The sequence below is a fragment of the Metabacillus sp. KH_069 genome (genome assembly GCF_057838075.1).
Map to the genome: position 1 here is coordinate 1293693 of NZ_CM174460.1, position 16862 is coordinate 1310554.

A 16862-nucleotide genomic window follows, 5' to 3' on the forward strand; every position below is an offset into this window, starting at 1 on the left:
AAATGAACGAAACTTTAAAAAGAGAGTATTTAGGTAACCTTTTAAAAGAAAAAGGAAAGCATGATACAGGTAAGGCCTTGGATGTACTTCCTTTTTTATCAAAAAGGCCAAAGGTTATAAGAGAGCATTTTAATAAGGCTCTTGGAGAATATATTAGAAATATAACTGGTGTAAAAATAGACGAGAAATCACTTAAAAGTAAAGACTTCTATATAGGTTCGGAAGAAAACGTATTAAGTGAATATATAGCTAATGAAATTGATTTCCAAAATGAAGATGACAAGTATGATTTTATTAGGTTTCTCAATCAATATTTATTTAATCAAGAAGATATTAAGCCCATTCATCCTTATTTATTTAACTATATTAAAATAGATAAAAATTTCAAGAATGAATTAGGAAAATATGCACAGTTCATGTATGAAGTATTAGTCAATGATAACCTCGAAATAAATAACTTGTTTAATAATAAAGATTCTGAGGATATTCTCACTGAACTAATATTAAGTAAAATGGATTTACTTAATAAAAATGATCAAAAAGCTAGTGTTAATAATAATCAACAATATCAACCACTTTTAACCGCTTTTGTGAATCTTTATCAAGAAGATCTTATTTACTTAAGTAGATATAAAGATTATTTCTTAACATCATTTCCACTACTAACGCATTACTATGTGTTTATGTACGCTTGCCAAATTCTATTAAAGTTTGAGCAATTCACTGAAGCTGATTATGATCATGTTCAGCCATTATATTTTGCTCTAGAATGGGAATCTATTAGTAAGCGGAGAAAGGCAGCAGATGAAATAGAAGGTTTTAGATATGTAAAAGGGAAAGCAATAAATCTATTCCCACATATTCATACCATATCTCAATTAAGCCATAATTCTTTCAATAATGATTCACTTTTAGAAAATGATTATGTTCAAATTATCCCTTATAGTTCACTATATAAATTAATTCAAGAAAAAGGTGAAGTGTTCGAAAAAGACTTTCTAAATGAAATAAAACAATGGATAAAAGATTATTGTTTAATTAGAAAGATTGAAATTAATGATGAATCAACCAATATACCTGAAGCATTTAGAGTGCTTTTTAATTGTTTAAAAGAAGGTATGAGTACTGGGGTGTGTGAAAAATACGGCGGTAATATTGAAGATTTAGGATCGAGTCATTTTATTAAAAATCGAGGAAATTTAGGCCAGATACTTAATATTAAACATGATTTCCTACTTCTGTTGACGGCTGTTTGTGTTAAGGATAAACGTTTACCTCTAAATGACTTATTTGTTGAGTTCGAAAAAAGAGGAGTTGCTTTCGACAGGTATTCTAAAAAGGAAGTTATTTCTCTGCTCGACAATCATAATATTTTAGATAAAAAAAGTGATAGTGGTGATGCTCATTATGTCAAACCAATTTTATAATTATATATCTGTATTATTAATAGATTACTTTAACCATGTAGGTATCAAACAAGGAGATCGATTCTATTTACAATTAGATAATCAATCAGATGTAATGCACTTGATTCAAGCTTTAAAGAATACAGAGAATACACACTCTTTTCATTATAAACATGAACTGGGAGAAGAGTATAAAACTTTTTCAATTCCCTTTGGTTCCATTAATTTAGTGGTGGCAAATACTTCACATCAAGTAAAACCTGATTTTCTTGTAACATTAAGAAACTTGGTAGGAGAACAAAAAGAGGTTTGGAGGGAAACTGCTCTTTTAAGTATTGTTCACGAACAGTTAGATTCCATTCAAGGGGGAAGCAGTGATTTACAAAAAGAAGGCTTACCCTTACATCCTACATCGCTATTTGCCAATTTGAAATACCAAATAGAGAATAGTGAACTAGAAAAAGTCGATCAGATTATATTGTTGGACAACCTGGAAAATTTATTAAAAGAACAAACATATCAACAAATAACTTTTTTTGAATTTGAAGACATTTTTACAACGTTAAAAAAAGGATTGATTGAGGATAATGAATATCATAAATTTGGACTTTTTAAAGACCCAGATCTACCCACTTTTAACGGTAAAGATTTAAAAGAGCGTTTAAAGGAAAACAGAGAATTGTTTGATTATGTTAGAAAAGTACATGATTTTGGTTTAGATGAAGAAGAACTACAAAAAAAGTTTTCTCCTATGGGAGCAAAAGAATTAAAAAGTGAAGAGTGGAAAGATGTTCTCTTTCCTAAAGTTTATAATTATCATAAGGAAATCATTGATTCTAATAAAAAGAAAAAAGTTGATTTAAACTCTTTAATAGTGGCGGATAAAATCAAATTTTGGGATAAACCGCATAAAGAATCTCCTGCTGGACAAAGGAAAAGATATTTAGTGATTTTTAATTCGGATGAAAATGAAATAGTTGAGTTACAGGTGAATTTCACATTGAGTAATAACGTAAAAAATCTTAACGCTCAATACATTAAAATTCCAAACTCTTTTACAAAAGATGTGGATGTTAAAGTGAAATCTACCAATTTAATAGCAAAAATAAAGACGAAGAAAAAACAAGCAACCTTTTTACGTTTCTCATATAAACACGATAATAAAGCTACATTGGGGGCAGAATTCTTTATAGCAGTTCTACCCATTGACCCATTGTATTTGGATGGTTATAAATCTAAATATTCGGTGGATCCCTTAAATGAATTAGTTGAGCTTCGGCCTGAAGGAGATATTCTGAAATTTGGCACAGGTATAGATCTAAAGAAAATAGAAATAAAAGAGGAAAATCAGATTGTATCAGTTAATCAGGATGAAAAATTAGAGATTACCACATTATCAGAAGCATTTAATGATAATGATGAATTGAAAATTAAGATTCAATTTGATCAAGTTACAATTCCTGTTCTATTAAAGAATGAGCTACCTGAATCTATGCCAATTTCAGGTCAGCGTATTTGGAAACTAATAAGAGAAACCGGTAAAGATATACAATGGATCAAAGAGAATAATCGATTAATTTTAGAAAATAGAGAGTTCTATTTTCACTCTGAATATAGAGAGTTTTTTGAATGGGAAAATAAATGGATTGAAGATGGGATAAAGTGTGCTAAGCATGTTTCAGATCAACTAATAAAGGAAGAATTAAAGATTAGTGATGACTTAAAAGAAGCGTATAGCCGTTTTATCACTTATTTTAAAATTAGGAATTCAATTCCAAGTTTGTGTGCAGTGTCAGATGATTTAAAAGAGCGATCGATTGAATATGTAAAAGAATATCAAAATGAGATAAAGAAATTCAATAATGGATCACCTGCAGGTAGAAAAGGAATAGATTTATTTAAATTAGGAACAATTCATTCTAATGGTGAAGTTTATTTTACTCCTTTCCATCCTATCATGGTTGCTTTTAAACTAAAATTATATGAACAGTTACAATCAGAGGAAATCGAAAATAGCATTCTAAATAGATTAAACCCTGATGCTCTTATCCCTTATTTATATAACGATAAACAGATTTTATTTAAGCCAGACCATCAACAAGCAGCTATGGAATGGCTCATATTTAAACCGGTTAATAAAGTATCAGTCTCAGATGCTAACCAGTATTTAGCTAAGGTTGTAAGTGATAAAATATCCCAATTCAAAGAACATTTTGCTTATTTATTTATTCAAAAGTCTCAAGCTCCTTTACAAATAAATGTTATCAATATTGCTAATGACAAAGAGGTTATTCGTGGAATATTACTATGGATGCTAAAAGAAATCGAAAAATCAAGTATAGAAAATTTAAAGCCTGTTGAGGTCACTCTATACAAGGAAGAAAATTCCGAAAGCTGTTTTGATCAATATGCAACTACTGAATCAGTTTCGCAATTTGAGGATCTCTTTGATTTGAAACTTAAATTAAAGGATACGGACGCCGAAGATACCTTGAGAACAATTAGAGGAAAGCTTTTCTTTTATAAACAAGATACAACTGAAGAGTTTAGATATGCTCATATTTCTTTCTATAAAATGCATGCCCAAGAGCACCATGCTGTTCAACCTGTGAGAGATATGACTTCGGGAATTTCTATTGATGGCCTAAACTCTAGCGTGCCATCAATGAAGGATGAAGAAAATTATAAGACTGGGTTTGGTATTAAGTCTTACACAATAGAAGATAGAAATTATTTAACAAGTACAGCTTATTACGTGAATGAATTAGCAGCTAATTTGCGTAATAGTGGAAACGATAGCTATAGAAAAGGAGAAGCTATACTATCAAGAACTACAACAGCAGATGAGGTTGTTTTAGAAAAAGTATTTAACTCTTCTTATTGGGTAACATTTGTAGATCCTTCGATAGATTTAGAATTTTTCAATAAATATAATGGAAACTTAGTTGTGATTCATTATAGTGACCAATATTCTTCATCAAGTCGTTTTGACGCGATAACGGTAACAGATAAATCACAACAATATTATTCAGTTATTAAAGAATTTCTTGAACGGAAAGATGTAGCAGGAAAAGAAGAAAATGTTATTAATACAATTAAAGCTTTCAATACGTTCAATGGAGAATGGCTGCTTCGAATTATTGGAAGCAAGGGACACTATGATAGAGAAAAACTAAGTATTATATCTGCTATAAAATATTCTGTGTCCTATTTAGATCATAAGGACATATTATGGATTCCTATTTCTCTTGAAGAAATATTACGGGTTGCAGGGGCAGTGAGTTTAAATAAAACAGATGGTGTTTTTACTGCAAAGAATCTTGGTGTAAAAGGAAGCCATAGTGATGATTTATTATTAATAGGCCTAGAAGGTAGGGAAGAGAAAGTATTCCTTCATTTCTATCCTATAGAAGTGAAAATTGGTATAAATAAAAATGAAGTAATAGATAAAGCGAGAAGACAAGTTCAGAAAACAAAAGAACTTATTTACGATGCTTTAACAGGTGAAGTTGGTAAAACATTTACAGGTAAATTTTATCGCAACTTTTTTGCTCAGTTAATCATCTCAAATGCAAAAAAACTATCAGAAAGTAATTTTTGGAAGGATAAAGACTATCATCTAAACGATATAATAATTGAGAAGCTTTTAAAAGATGATTATGTAATTTCAAATCAATTAAATCCTTATATTGGTCAAGGAGCTATTTTGTCTTTTCAAAAAGATGCTTTCTATCGTAGTGCAGATTTAGAAAGTGACGTTTTATTAATAAATCTTACAGAGAAAGATGGGTATCAAGGTCTGGTAATTCCAATTGAAGAGATGAGACATTGGATTCAAGAAGAACCGAATGATTTTATAAAAGAAAAGATGCTTTCTTATCAGTATAAAGGAGATAAAATAGATTATCCTATTGAAACCCTAGTAACTGGTGAAGAGAAAGAGGAATATAGTAATAAAAATATTGATGATCTTACTGAATCCGTCACAAATACTAAGGAAGATAGTGTATTAGATTCAGAGGATGTAAAGAATGATAAAAGTGATACTTTTATAAATGAAAAGAATATTTCGGAACCTTCATTAATTAAACCCATATTTCATCCTAAACCTGAAATAGAGCCAACAGAATCTTTTCAAAAATTGCCTTTAGAGGAATTAAGAATAAAAATAGGGGTAGCTGAAAATTCGAATCGAGAAATATTTTGGGAGTATGGTAATAAAGGGCTTGCTAACAGGCATTTATTGATTTCTGGTAAGTCAGGACAAGGAAAAACCTATTTTATGCAGTGTCTATTGTTAGAAAAATCGAAGCTCGGAATTCCAAGTATAGTTATTGATTATACAGAAGGATTTTTACCTAATCAGCTTGAACCTGAATTTGTCGAGTTTTTAGGTGGGAAATTGAAGCAAAAAATAGTATTTAGTGATAAACTTCCAATTAATCCATTTCTTAAAAATGTACGTGATATTGGTGGCATACAATTACCTGAATCTAATACAGACGTAGCGGAACGAATAAAAAGTGTGTTTGCAGCTGTTTATAAATCATTAGGTATTCAACAGCAGAATGCAATTTATGAAGCAGTCTTAAATGGTTTAGAACGTCATGAAGACCAAATGAATTTACTTTGGTTAAAAGAGATGCTTGAAGAAGATGGTTCAAGCTATGCTAAGACAGCATTATCCCAAATCAGGCCACTAATAGATCGAAACCCATTTAGTAATAATAATTCTTTTGACTGGAAAGAAGTTGTGGAGAGTAATGGGGAAGTATATATTATTCAACTTACTGGTTTTCCAAGGGATGTTCAGCTAATAATTACTGAGTTTATATTATGGGATTTATGGAATTATTCAGTAAGGTTTGGAAATAAAAATAAACCAATGCCAGTTATAATGGATGAAGCACAGAATTTAGATCATACAGAGAAATCCCCTTCTGCAAGAATTCTGACTGAAGGTAGAAAATTTGGATGGTCGGCATGGTATGCAACTCAATTCCTTAAATCTCAATTAGATACAGATGAATTAGCAAGATTGCAAAACTCTTCTCAAAAGGTTTATTTTTCCCCTCCAGAGCAAGAGTTATCGAATATTGCTGCAAGCTTGACAAAGGATTCTCAAGAGAAAAAATATTGGGAAAGCAAATTAGGTTCATTGAGAAAGGGACAATGTATTGTTCACGGACCTATAAAGAAAGAAAACGAAGAATTGTCTAATCCAACAGTAACCATCGTTAATATTATTCCTTTATCAGAAAGAATTTAAAAAAATCCCACCGAATTAATTATTCGGTGGGATTTTCTATAGAATGCAAAGTCTGAAATCTTCCATGGAGCTTTTACCATTCAAATTCTGTTCGAGCTCCCTTACTCCAATCTCAATATATGCTATCATATATTGATGCAATTCTTCATCATTTAATGAGGAATTTACTTCATTTACTATTAAATGCTTAAATAAGAGGAATTCTCTATCTTTAATAATATTATCTGGAATCGTCCACTTATTTTTACCTGAAAAATCTATATCCACTGGACCATTAGATATTGATAAGCCTTTTGCGAGAGCTAATTTAACTCCCATCGGTCTCTCTACTTCTAATATATTTACGACATTATCTAAAATTTGTTTACCTTCTTCAGATAATAACATTCTTCGATTAGACATTTTAAATCACCCTTTGATAAATTCAAAGTACCCATCTCTTATTATTGTATATTTTTTTCTTTCATTATAGTCTAACATATATTGTTTGTAAGAATTCCCCTTCATTAGGTTGACATATTCTTTTGTAATTTCAGTATCAGTTGAAAGAATAATTACTTGTTCGCTTAGTTCTTTATAATAAAAATTAATTAAATGGTTTCTATGGTAGCTATCAAGTCTTCCTAGGGGAGTGTCTATTACCATTGGCAATGCCAAATCAGAGACTTTTGTTAATGCCCATATCAAAGCAGAAGAAATCATTTGCATTTCGCCGGCTGAACGATCTTGAATACTCATTTCTTGCATACGGTCATTAAATAAACGTATGGAGAAACTGTTAATATCAAACTCAATTTTACCGAATTCATTTTCTTTTCTAAATAATTTCTTAAGCATCTTTGAAAACTCTTCTTTGATATATGTCGCTTTCATAGTAGTTATTTCTGAAACATACTTTTCAATAACCTTAATAGTCATTCCGACTTGATTATTTTGGGTTTGTAAGGATTCTAAATTTTCACCTTGTCCTGAAAATCTTGTCAATTTATTAATAAGATTAGCTTTTTCTTCTATAGCAGTTCTAAGCTTTTTATTTAAAACTTTTAGTTTTAAATCAATCTCACCAACAGTTCTAACTAACATATCAATAGATTTATTTTCATCATCAATATTAACTGATTCTGGAGCATTTCTTATTTCGGACTCTAATTTGTTTAATTCTTGCTGCAGTTTTTCAATCTTATTTATATACTCAGTGACTCTTATTTTGTCATTAATAGAGTAGTTAATTAAGGAGTTATAATCTCTGTTTGAAATATCATGTAATTCTTTAAAATCATCTGGGATCGTATTATTAATATCATTTTCTTTAATCCAAACTTCTTCGCCAAGCAACTTAATTTGTCTTAATTGTTCGGAAGTGAGTGGGGGAGATATTGTTTTATCTAATAATTGATTCATAAAATTTCTATAAGGTGTCAATGAAGCATTTTGCAATAACTTCTTTTGAATAATATCATTTTCCATTTTAAGACTCTTTTTTAAAGTTTGTATTTTCTCTTTTAATATGATGCTAATCATATTTTGTTCAAGGAACAAGTTCAGATCATTTGTTGTTAAATCAAGTTCTGTTGCTACTCTTGTTTGTTGTTTAACAATAATTTCTCTGGATTTTGAGTTTTGAGCCATTTTTAAATTGCGCTTTTGCTTAGTTTCATTTATTAATGTTTCATATTTCAGCTTTTCATTATTGAAGTTATTTTTTTTAATTTCAAGAGTCTTAATGGTTCCTTCTACTTCAGAAAGGTCAGATTGAATATTAGATAACTTAATTTGACTTACAGATTTAGCTAGTTTATTTTCAAGAGAGATCTTTAAAGCGCGAAGGTCACATAATAATTGTTTATATGTTTCCATTCCAGCAATTTTATGTATAGCTTCTTTCATCTCATGACTGTTTTGTCTCAATATGATATCTTTTATTTCTTCTCCATCAAATATAAAAAATGGAGCAGCGTGATATGGAATGATTTTATCAATAAATTTGTTAAAAACCTCAATATTTTCTATTCTGGCATTTTTCACTATGCTAGATCCTGGTTTTTTTACAGTAAGATCTCTTTCTTCGTGAGTCATTCTTTTTAATTGATCAAAATACCATTTTACTTTAAGATTCCATTCTTCCCCAGAGTCGGTCTCAATAGATAGAGAAACAGAGCACTCTCTTCCACCCTCATCAAAAAAGGTATTATTTATAATGTTTGCAAATAAGCGTTTATATTCTGAATCAATCATTCCTCTTTTACCAAATAAAACATAGAGTATTGATTTTAGAATAGTTGTTTTTCCGGCCCCATTTAAGCCACCGAGAAGGATTATATTTTTTCCTTTTTCTTCTCTTACTTCTTTAGGTATATACAAATCAATTTCTTGATACCCATAGTAAGTTTTATAATTATCAAATACTAATTTTTTTAGTAACATTATTTATCACCTTGTGATATGTCTTTTGTATAGTGTTTTATTAGTTTATGATATTCATCCATTCTTGCCCCTTGACTATTATTCTCATAAGCATGCTTCTCAGCAGAACGGATTAGTTCCATTGCTAATTTTAATGGGAGATTATCTTGTTTACATAATTTTGCTAAAAGTTCTAATTCTCTTCTTTTAATTTCTTTCATTTAATCACCTTTTATTAGTAACTTTTTAGTATATAGAGTCTTCTAAAATATTACCATAAAAAACTAATAATGTTACAATATCTTTACAAGGGAAATATTTCTATTTACTTAATGCTTTTAAACTTAAGAAATTAAACGAAGGTGATGGATGATGGGATGGGATTTGAAGATTGGTGAGTTGCAGCAAGAATATGTAACTGACTCGGAAATTTGGATAGCTTTAAATAAATTTTTTTATAGTTCTAGGGTAACAATGACATATAAATATGGTTTCTTTAAATCATTAATAGAGAATCTTTATAACGTAAATGAAAATCTAGAATTAAGCTATCAATATATATTTACTTCTTTCACCAAAATATATTGGAACCTAACAATTCATCATGGATTGTTACAATCGAACAATAAAAATCAAAGTTCAAGCATACATAAAATTTTATATAAATACTCCAACCAATTTGCTATTCCATGTGATTTGAAATTTGACAAAATAAATCCCTCACTTCAATTAGAAATTGTCAAAGAAGTTAAAAAGAAGGGAAAGAGATATGTTATTGGAGCGTTTTACGGAGACACAAATGGAATATTTTATGAATTTAATTTAAGATCTGAATATTTAAGATTTAATCCACAAGTCTACAATTTCCTTCAAAGACATCAAAGAACACTAACTTATTTAATAAACTATCATCTCGCAAAATTTCTTGAGAAATTTAATAACGTTCCACATATAAATTACTTAATAAATAGGGTTGAAAATATTTCTAAAAGAACATCTTTAAGTGAATACTATAATATTTTAATCAAACATGACGCAAAGGTTTGTTTCTACTGCAATCAAAATCTTATTAAAAGATCTAATGTACATATTGATCATTTCATACCATGGAGTTTCATACAAACAGATAATCTGTGGAATTTAGTCTTATCATGCCCAAAATGTAATGTTCGAAAAAACAACAAATTAGCTATCAATAAATATTTAGGTAATATATTAGAGAGAAATAGCGAAATTATGGATAATATTCAAAGAGATGACCTTAACAATTATTTTTTTAATTACGATAATCATAAGTTGATAACCTTATACGATTTTTCTATATACAATGGAATAAATGAATTTTGGGAGCCTAATATAATTTACAATATATAAAATTAAAAGTAGTAATTAATGAGACTGGTAAATCAGAGCTATTAAATGATCGTGCTTCTCTATATGCTCAACAAAGGTCCTGAGAACTGGCTGAAGCCAGTTACACCGGAAGAGGTGGCGCCATTTTTCTTTAACTATCTGACCGAAAAAGAGTATAGAATAAACATTGATTTTTCAGGAAAAGCAGCTATGGAAATGTGAAACGGAGATTTGAATAAAGTAGCCAAACTCATAAGAGATATGCCGATGACTAAATGGAGCGGGAGTTCAAATGGGCTGGTTATGATTAATGAAGGTGAATTCTCTTTTAATCTTTCAGTGAATGAAAATGAGGCATTGCAATTGTATAAATGGACAAAGGAAATTTGTGAGTATCGTTTGCATGGGTATTTTGAGAGGAAGGATAGTAAGGTTTTAAAATAGTATTTAAGGTTCAACCGTCCTCACTTTTGGACGGTTTAAATTTATTTAAAATCAACTTTCTTAAGTAATTTCCAGTTATTATTAAAAAAGAGGTTTGTATTAATCAGAAATGAAAGGAGTTTTTTATGCTTTCAGTCTCAGAAAAACTATCAATCTTTAAAAGTTATTCATCACTAATTGAAAGAAAACACAAAGATAACATCAGGATCTCATATAAACATCCAAATGCAAAAAAACGTCAGAAAACTGTCATCACTCAATTTTCTACTGAAACTGGAAATGGTTATGTATGTGGAAAGTATTTTTCAGATGTCCACTCTTATTCAGTAGATAAAAGAGGGTGGATCAATATTAAGAATTTTAATGAAGCAAACTTAAGAAAAGTAATCGAACAGTCTATGAAGTCATTAGATAATTAACTTGAACAAAAAGAACGGGAGTCGATGAAATTGAATCAGAAAAATAAGTGCCAGGCCCCCCAGTTCGCTAACGCTATAAAACAATGGAGAGCAGCCAAGTGACTGCTCTTTTATTAAGTGATATGAGTGAGCTTCTCCGGGTTCATGACGGAGTAAATCGTTTGGATTTTGTTGTCCTCGATGTGTAGGGAGAGGACCGCATATACTTGCTTCCCGGCGTATAGAATGAGGCCTGGCTCCCCGTTTACGGAAGTGATGGAATAGGTCATGTCCTGCGGGAGTTTTGATAGAATGCCCATGTAAAAACGGGTGATGCGTTCCGCGCCAAGGATCGGGAAGATGGCTGCTTTTACTTTTCCGCCGCCGTCTGTTAAAAGGGAAGCATCCGCAGACAGGAGGCTGAGCACTTTGATGGTATCTCCTGATGCAAGTGCTCCAAAAAACTGTTCGGCGAGCCATTTACCCTTTTGGGTCATTTTAGGTGCTTCCTTTGGGGGAACGATGCTCCTTTTTGCCCGCGAAAATAGCTGCCGGCAATTGGTGCTGCTCTTGCCGACAATCTCTGCAATTTCCTCATAGCTGTATTGCAGCACTTCTTTCAGGATAAAGACCGCACGTTCTGTCTCGGATAATTGCTGAAGCAGCAGGAGATAGGCCATGGATACCGATTCTTTTAAGAAGACTTGGCCGGCCGGGTCGCCGCTCGGACTGTTTTCGGTAATCAGCGGTTCAGGCAGCCACGTGCCTGTATACTGTTCCCGTCTCTTTGAAGCAGATTTTAAAAGGTCGATACAGCGGTTTGTCACCATTTTGCATAAATAAGCTTTCTGATTTTGAATAGCCCCTGTCTCTGTTTCACTAAATGTGATGAACACATCCTGAAGCAGATCCTCCGTATCCTGTACACTGCCGAGCATTCGATACGCCAAAGAGAAAAGCAGGGGGTGGTGAGAGGTGAAAAGCAATTCGGATTCAATCGGACTCATATTATGCCTCCTTTACCATTCCAGGATTTGCAGACTGTTGAATGATTGCGGCTGCTGCTCTTTTCGCACTTGCAAATGCCGCATCTGCTAGCAATTCGCTGCGTCCGGCTCCATCTCCTGCAATATAAAGACCAGGGATATCAGGAACAGCTGGACCTAGGGGAAGATAATCATTCAGTGCACATGAACCGTTCGAGACCGCTATGTGAGGTAAGTACTGATAGCCTTCCAGTTCCTTTCTCCAGCCTGGCTGCATCAATTCCAGAACGTTTTCGAGTTCTTTTTGATCAGACGCGGCGTTGGAAGCTTCTTCCGTCCCCAAGTACTTGATGAGACTGATTACGGAGGAGCCGTTTTCACTTAATTTTGCAGCCCTCGATTGATTGGTAAGCAGGATCGGCTGATCGATGCCGATGGCAAATTGCTCGCCAGGTCTTGGGAGCTGACGGAGTGAAACGTCGAGACAGGCGGCATAAATCGGTTTGACTCGCTGTCTCCCTGTCTCCAATGTGGTTCCAGGCGCTCCTCTTATTAGAGAGAAGGTTTGGTGAGGGCTTGCAGTTGAAAGAACCATCGGAACTTCGATTCTGTTCCCGTTTTTTAAGGTAATCACGAATCCTGATTCTTTCTTAATCGAAACAGCGGATTGATGAACGATGGCTGCGCCGAAATCGATGGCTTTTTGCTTTAAAAGATCTACCATGGATTGCCACCCTCCGTCGATATAGAAAACACCATTCATCCCCCTCTGCACTTGATGGAGCACAATCGCCGCCTGTTGATTTTCAGGTCCGATGCAATAGGTGGAAGTCCTGCATAAAGCGTAAAAAGCATGCCGGACCATTGGATCGGTCATCTCAGCCTCAGCCCATTCCCGTAAGCTCATCTTCCCAATTGACGCCGGCTGCAGATTCTTCAGCTTTCTCATCACGTTTCCGAGTTCAATTTTACCGGACAGTGTTAAAAGCTTTGTGAATAGGAGGGAGGGGAGGCTTGCAGGAAGTGTGAAGAGCGAACCGTTCCAAATCGCTTTGCCCTTTGTATCAGGAATCCCGCCTGACAGTTCAATACCCAGTTCATCTAGTACCGATTCCGCTGCGCCCCCTTTGTAAAGGGCATGGGCGCCGATATTGAAATACGCTCCGTTCTTCTTAATGGTTTTTGCACGGCCCCCAAGAGGTTTCCCCTTTTCAATAACCACAGCTGATACCCCTGCCTTTGCCAAGTAAAACGCCGCCGTTAATCCTGAAATTCCTCCTCCAATAATCGCTGCTTCATATTTTTTCATCACAAATTCCCTCTTTCTGTTTTACAAACAAGACGAAAAGAGGTGGTGTTCTGTGACAATTTTATTTTTAAATCTTAATTTAGGACGGCACAATGAAGGATTGGAACATTATTGCTGCGTGGATTAAAGGAGTTAATTAAATTTAGGAAGTCTCCAACAATCAAGATGGAGACTCTTTTCTAACATTCAACTTTTATGTAGAAACAGTCATTTTGCGTTTAGTAACCCCACTCTTAACCAGATTCTTCAGTGCACCGTCATTTTTATACCTAAAATAAACAAGCAATCGATCAAAATCTTTCTTTGACAGCGCTGAGTCCTGTACACCAAGTTCATAGCCGTCCTCCAGTTTCGCTAACGCAACAGGGATCAGGCAGAAGCTCGCTGCTTGAGCAATATAGGTAGAGGTTCATGCAGTGGGAAAGTTCACATTTAACTCCAATTAATATAGAAATCCCTCGAATTATTTTCAAAACCCCTCCAATTAAATGACAAACCCCTTGAATTAATGACAAAACCTTGTGAATTAATTTGAATATATGCAGGAGGCTTGTTTTGGAGGGGAAACAGGTACCTTTCTTACAAATGATTACACTCCTTAATCACAAACTTCATAAACTTCAAAGCATCATTTCTTCTCTTAATCATCGAACTATAAAGAGAGAACTTATTCCCATTCCGAATGCGCAGCGCTTCTGTGATGATTTGGTGATACTCTTCAGGAACCGTTCGCAGCGCATATTCTCCTGCCCCCACTTTTGATGTGATATCTTCTTCTCTAATGGAGTAAAAAAGCCTTGTCACCCCAAGTACTCCCCATTCGATCATGCTGCCGCTTACATATAGACCAGGAAATTGGAGTGATGTGACACGTTCACAATCCTTCACCCAGTTGAGCCAATAGGTATTAATGTTTTCTACCAAGTTCGTTTTCAAGTGATTCCAATCTACTGGTAAGTTATACGTTTTTATCGGAAGTCCTTTTATTGTGATGCCGTATGTTTTTAGTTGATAAGCATCTATCCAGTTTCGGCGGAAATGCCGGTACATCTGGAGTTTGCCTTCATTAAAATACGGACATGAGGACTCTCTTGCGGTTCTTCCTTCTAGATCATCACGCGTCACATACATGCCATCTAAACTTGGCGTTGGAAACTGTTTTTTCATATCTAAATGAACCTGCTTTAAGATCTCAATATCACTTTCGGTCAGCTTTTCTTTTACAACTCCATAAAAGTCCAAGTCGCTTTTTCCCTCTTGATAAGCACCTAATGAAACGGATCCAAACAGATAGAAAGATTCCAGCACGTTTGGCAGTCTTGCCTCTAACATCTTCAAGTAGACGGCTACTACTTCGATCACATCTTTTGGCAAATGGTTACGTTCATTTGTTGGTTTGATTTGTGTCATCGTTGTTGCCCTCGTTTCATTTCTTTCCTCCAAAAACAAATTCCGATTTTGTGAATATTCTCCACTAGCAGGATAAGCTCCTCTTTTACATATTGACATACAACTAAAAGGTGTTATATTCTAAACGTACAACCAAATGGTTATATATTAATTGTAGGAGATGAACGTTCATGGCAACTTTACCGGATATTAAACAAACCGCGATCTTCAAGGCTCCAATCCAAAAAGTGTGGGATTCTGTCTCGACAGCAGAAGGTATGTCAGTTTGGTTCATGCCAAATGACTTTAAAGCTGAGGAGGGATATGAGTTTCATATTCAGTCTCCTTTTGGTCCATCACCGTGTAAAGTGTTGGTGATCGACGAGCCGCACAAGCTTTCTTTTGCATGGGATAACGATGGCTGGGTCGTAACGTTTCTATTAGAAGAAAAAGGAGATCAGACAGAGTTCACCTTGATTCATAGCGGATGGAAAGAAGACGATGATGTGATTGGAAAAGCGAATGAAAAGAGTTCGGTTATTCGCGACCGCATGAATGGCGGCTGGGTTGGTATTGTTAATGAAAGACTAAAAAAGGCAGTTGAGGGCTAAGTGGCGGCACCGGCAGAAAAACACGATGTCTTTAAAGCGATCGCTGATCCAACAAGACGTGAAGTATTGAGGCTGCTCGCAGAAAATGAACGGCCGATAACCGAAATCGCTGAACACTTCGATATGAGCCGAACAGCTGTGACAAAGCACCTTCAGATATTGACGGAAGCTGAACTAATATCCGGCAGAAAAGAAGGGCGTGAAAAGATCTACCGGCTGCACCCCGAACCGTTAACTGAAGTGAAGCAGTGGCTCTCGTATTATGAGAAGTTCTGGGAGAATAAGTTGTCGACGCTGAAGCATTTAGTTGAAGACAATAAGTAAGAAAAAGAGGTTCGTTCAAAGTGATTTCTTCCTTTGAACGAACCTCTTTTTCTTAATAGAAGCTTCCGGCTTTTTTGTCAGACTCTCCCTGTTCATTCATCATTTGGGTTCAAAATCGCCATAATCCCTCCCATGGAGTGGGAAAGTTCACATTTAACTCCAATTCATTTAGAAACCCTGTGAATTATTTTCAAACCCCTCCAATTAAATTGCAAACCCCATGAATTAATGACAAAACCCTGCGAATTAATTTGAATATATGCAGGAGGCTTGTTTTGGAGCGCACCCGCCTGCGTTATGTTGACGCCGAGAATAGGCACCTTTCATTCATCGTCAGGATTCAAAATCGACAAAACCACATGATCCTCCCACTTCCCATTGATCTTTACATTCTTTCTAGCAAGTCCTTCTTTATGAAATCCTGCTTTCTCTAATACTCGGATAGATCCAATGTTGTGCGGCATCACACCGGCTTCGATGCGGTGGAGTTTGAGTTCTTCAAAGGCGTATTGAACAATTAATTTGACTGCTTGGGTTGTGTAGCCTTTTCCGTTGTGGGCTTGGTCCAGAAAATAGCCGAGAATCGCGTTTTGCAGAGAACTGCGCATGACTTGGAAGAGGCTGATGGTGCCGAGTAAGCGATTGTCCTCATTCAGGAAGATACCGAATTGATATTCGATGTCTTCTTTGCTCTTTTGTTCGTATTCTTGGATCATGGTGCGCTGCGTTTCCAGGGTGTAAAAGTCAGGTGTGCGGATCATGGAGAATTGTTCAAAGAACTCGCGGTTTTTGAGCTGCAGCTGAAGTCTTGCTTCTGCGTCCGCGATTGTGAAAGGTCTTATATGTATGTTTTCATTTTTTAACATTGAATCATCTCCCTCTCTTAATTGTAGCGAAAGATGAAGGATTAACAAGGTAAAAGGTGGAATAGGGTGGGTGGAATTGTTTAAAAGGTCAAGGAGTGGGTGAC

General features: G+C 34.4%; 15 protein-coding genes. 8 read left to right on the forward strand and 7 right to left on the reverse strand.

From position 1 onward, the window contains the following. The first annotated feature begins 2 nt into the window (after positions 1–2). On the forward strand, positions 3–1427 hold the full coding sequence (gene dptG / locus AC3ISE_RS06435; protein ID WP_489223521.1) for a DNA phosphorothioation-dependent restriction protein DptG: 1425 nt from the start codon (positions 3–5) through the stop codon (positions 1425–1427). Continuing rightward, the gene (gene dptH, locus AC3ISE_RS06440) at positions 1408–6675 is read left to right on the forward strand and encodes a DNA phosphorothioation-dependent restriction protein DptH (RefSeq protein WP_489223522.1); all 5268 of its coding nucleotides are present in this window, start codon (positions 1408–1410) and stop codon (positions 6673–6675) included. The genes dptG and dptH overlap by 20 nt, the downstream gene beginning before the upstream one ends. A 36-nt stretch (positions 6676–6711) precedes the next feature. Here dptH and AC3ISE_RS06445 read toward each other — a convergent pair whose 3' ends face one another. Genes AC3ISE_RS06445 through AC3ISE_RS06455 form a run of 3 tightly spaced genes read right to left on the reverse strand, consistent with a single transcriptional unit; the run spans position 6712 to position 9299 of the window. After that, positions 6712–7077 (reverse strand): hypothetical protein, encoded by a 366-nt coding sequence (locus tag AC3ISE_RS06445; protein ID WP_489223523.1) that lies wholly within the window; start codon positions 7075–7077, stop codon positions 6712–6714. 6 nt (positions 7078–7083) lie between these two features. Further along, positions 7084–9099, reverse strand: a complete 2016-nt coding sequence (gene dndD, locus AC3ISE_RS06450) for a DNA sulfur modification protein DndD (protein ID WP_489223524.1) — start codon at positions 9097–9099, stop codon at positions 7084–7086. Beyond that, a complete protein-coding gene (locus tag AC3ISE_RS06455; protein ID WP_489223525.1) occupies positions 9099–9299 on the reverse strand; it encodes a DNA modification system-associated small protein in 201 nt (66 codons plus the stop codon). The genes dndD and AC3ISE_RS06455 overlap by 1 nt, the downstream gene beginning before the upstream one ends. A gap of 148 nt (positions 9300–9447) precedes the next feature. On the opposite strand from AC3ISE_RS06455, the gene AC3ISE_RS06460 reads away from it, so the two are divergent. The 4 genes from AC3ISE_RS06460 (at position 9448) to AC3ISE_RS06475 (ending at position 11294) form a co-directional block, all read left to right on the forward strand. After that, positions 9448–10452 (forward strand): HNH endonuclease, encoded by a 1005-nt coding sequence (locus tag AC3ISE_RS06460; RefSeq protein WP_489223526.1) that lies wholly within the window; start codon positions 9448–9450, stop codon positions 10450–10452. Positions 10453–10497: 45 nt separating this feature from the next. Next, positions 10498–10653 (forward strand): hypothetical protein, encoded by a 156-nt coding sequence (locus AC3ISE_RS06465; protein WP_489223527.1) that lies wholly within the window; start codon positions 10498–10500, stop codon positions 10651–10653. 9 nt (positions 10654–10662) lie between these two features. Beyond that, positions 10663–10875, forward strand: a complete 213-nt coding sequence (locus tag AC3ISE_RS06470) for a hypothetical protein (protein ID WP_489223528.1) — start codon at positions 10663–10665, stop codon at positions 10873–10875. Positions 10876–11000: 125 nt separating this feature from the next. Then, positions 11001–11294: a hypothetical protein gene (locus AC3ISE_RS06475; RefSeq protein ID WP_430005037.1), complete on the forward strand. Its 294-nt coding sequence runs from the start codon at positions 11001–11003 to the stop codon at positions 11292–11294. Between the two features lie 113 nt (positions 11295–11407). Here AC3ISE_RS06475 and AC3ISE_RS06480 read toward each other — a convergent pair whose 3' ends face one another. The 3 genes from AC3ISE_RS06480 to AC3ISE_RS06490 form a co-directional block, all read right to left on the reverse strand. After that, positions 11408–12271, reverse strand: coding sequence for an RNA polymerase sigma-70 factor (locus tag AC3ISE_RS06480; protein WP_489224279.1), 864 nt, complete (start codon positions 12269–12271; stop codon positions 11408–11410). Between the two features lie 10 nt (positions 12272–12281). After that, on the reverse strand, positions 12282–13568 hold the full coding sequence (locus AC3ISE_RS06485; RefSeq protein WP_489223529.1) for a phytoene desaturase family protein: 1287 nt from the start codon (positions 13566–13568) through the stop codon (positions 12282–12284). 579 nt (positions 13569–14147) lie between these two features. Next, the gene (locus tag AC3ISE_RS06490; RefSeq protein WP_489223530.1) at positions 14148–14978 is read right to left on the reverse strand and encodes an aminoglycoside adenylyltransferase domain-containing protein; all 831 of its coding nucleotides are present in this window, start codon (positions 14976–14978) and stop codon (positions 14148–14150) included. A gap of 170 nt (positions 14979–15148) precedes the next feature. On the opposite strand from AC3ISE_RS06490, the gene AC3ISE_RS06495 reads away from it, so the two are divergent. Next, entirely contained in the window at positions 15149–15568 is a 420-nt protein-coding gene (locus tag AC3ISE_RS06495; RefSeq protein ID WP_489223531.1) for an SRPBCC family protein, read from the forward strand. Beyond that, complete coding sequence (locus AC3ISE_RS06500) at positions 15569–15892, forward strand: ArsR/SmtB family transcription factor (protein ID WP_489223532.1); 324 nt, start codon at positions 15569–15571, stop codon at positions 15890–15892. A 323-nt stretch (positions 15893–16215) separates the two neighbouring features. On the opposite strand, the gene AC3ISE_RS06505 is transcribed toward AC3ISE_RS06500, so the two are convergent. Continuing rightward, complete coding sequence (locus tag AC3ISE_RS06505; RefSeq protein WP_489223533.1) at positions 16216–16758, reverse strand: GNAT family N-acetyltransferase; 543 nt, start codon at positions 16756–16758, stop codon at positions 16216–16218. Positions 16759–16862: the final 104 nt, after the last annotated feature.

Excerpts from the sequence above, each read along its gene's own strand:
- AC3ISE_RS06460 (WP_489223526.1), top strand. The coding sequence starts at position 9,448 with ATGATGGGATGGGATTTGAAGATTGGTGAGTTGCAGCAAGAATATGTA.
- AC3ISE_RS06445 (WP_489223523.1), bottom strand. The coding sequence starts at position 7,077 with ATGTCTAATCGAAGAATGTTATTATCTGAAGAAGGTAAACAAATTTTA.
- AC3ISE_RS06475 (WP_430005037.1), top strand. The coding sequence starts at position 11,001 with ATGCTTTCAGTCTCAGAAAAACTATCAATCTTTAAAAGTTATTCATCA.
- AC3ISE_RS06495 (WP_489223531.1), top strand. The coding sequence starts at position 15,149 with ATGGCAACTTTACCGGATATTAAACAAACCGCGATCTTCAAGGCTCCA.
- AC3ISE_RS06485 (WP_489223529.1), bottom strand. The coding sequence starts at position 13,568 with ATGAAAAAATATGAAGCAGCGATTATTGGAGGAGGAATTTCAGGATTA.
- dptH (WP_489223522.1), top strand. The coding sequence starts at position 1,408 with ATGTCAAACCAATTTTATAATTATATATCTGTATTATTAATAGATTAC.
- dndD (WP_489223524.1), bottom strand. The coding sequence starts at position 9,099 with ATGTTACTAAAAAAATTAGTATTTGATAATTATAAAACTTACTATGGG.
- AC3ISE_RS06455 (WP_489223525.1), bottom strand. The coding sequence starts at position 9,299 with ATGAAAGAAATTAAAAGAAGAGAATTAGAACTTTTAGCAAAATTATGT.
- AC3ISE_RS06505 (WP_489223533.1), bottom strand. The coding sequence starts at position 16,758 with ATGTTAAAAAATGAAAACATACATATAAGACCTTTCACAATCGCGGAC.
- AC3ISE_RS06465 (WP_489223527.1), top strand. The coding sequence starts at position 10,498 with ATGATCGTGCTTCTCTATATGCTCAACAAAGGTCCTGAGAACTGGCTG.
- dptG (WP_489223521.1), top strand. The coding sequence starts at position 3 with ATGAACGAAACTTTAAAAAGAGAGTATTTAGGTAACCTTTTAAAAGAA.
- AC3ISE_RS06490 (WP_489223530.1), bottom strand. The coding sequence starts at position 14,978 with ATGACACAAATCAAACCAACAAATGAACGTAACCATTTGCCAAAAGAT.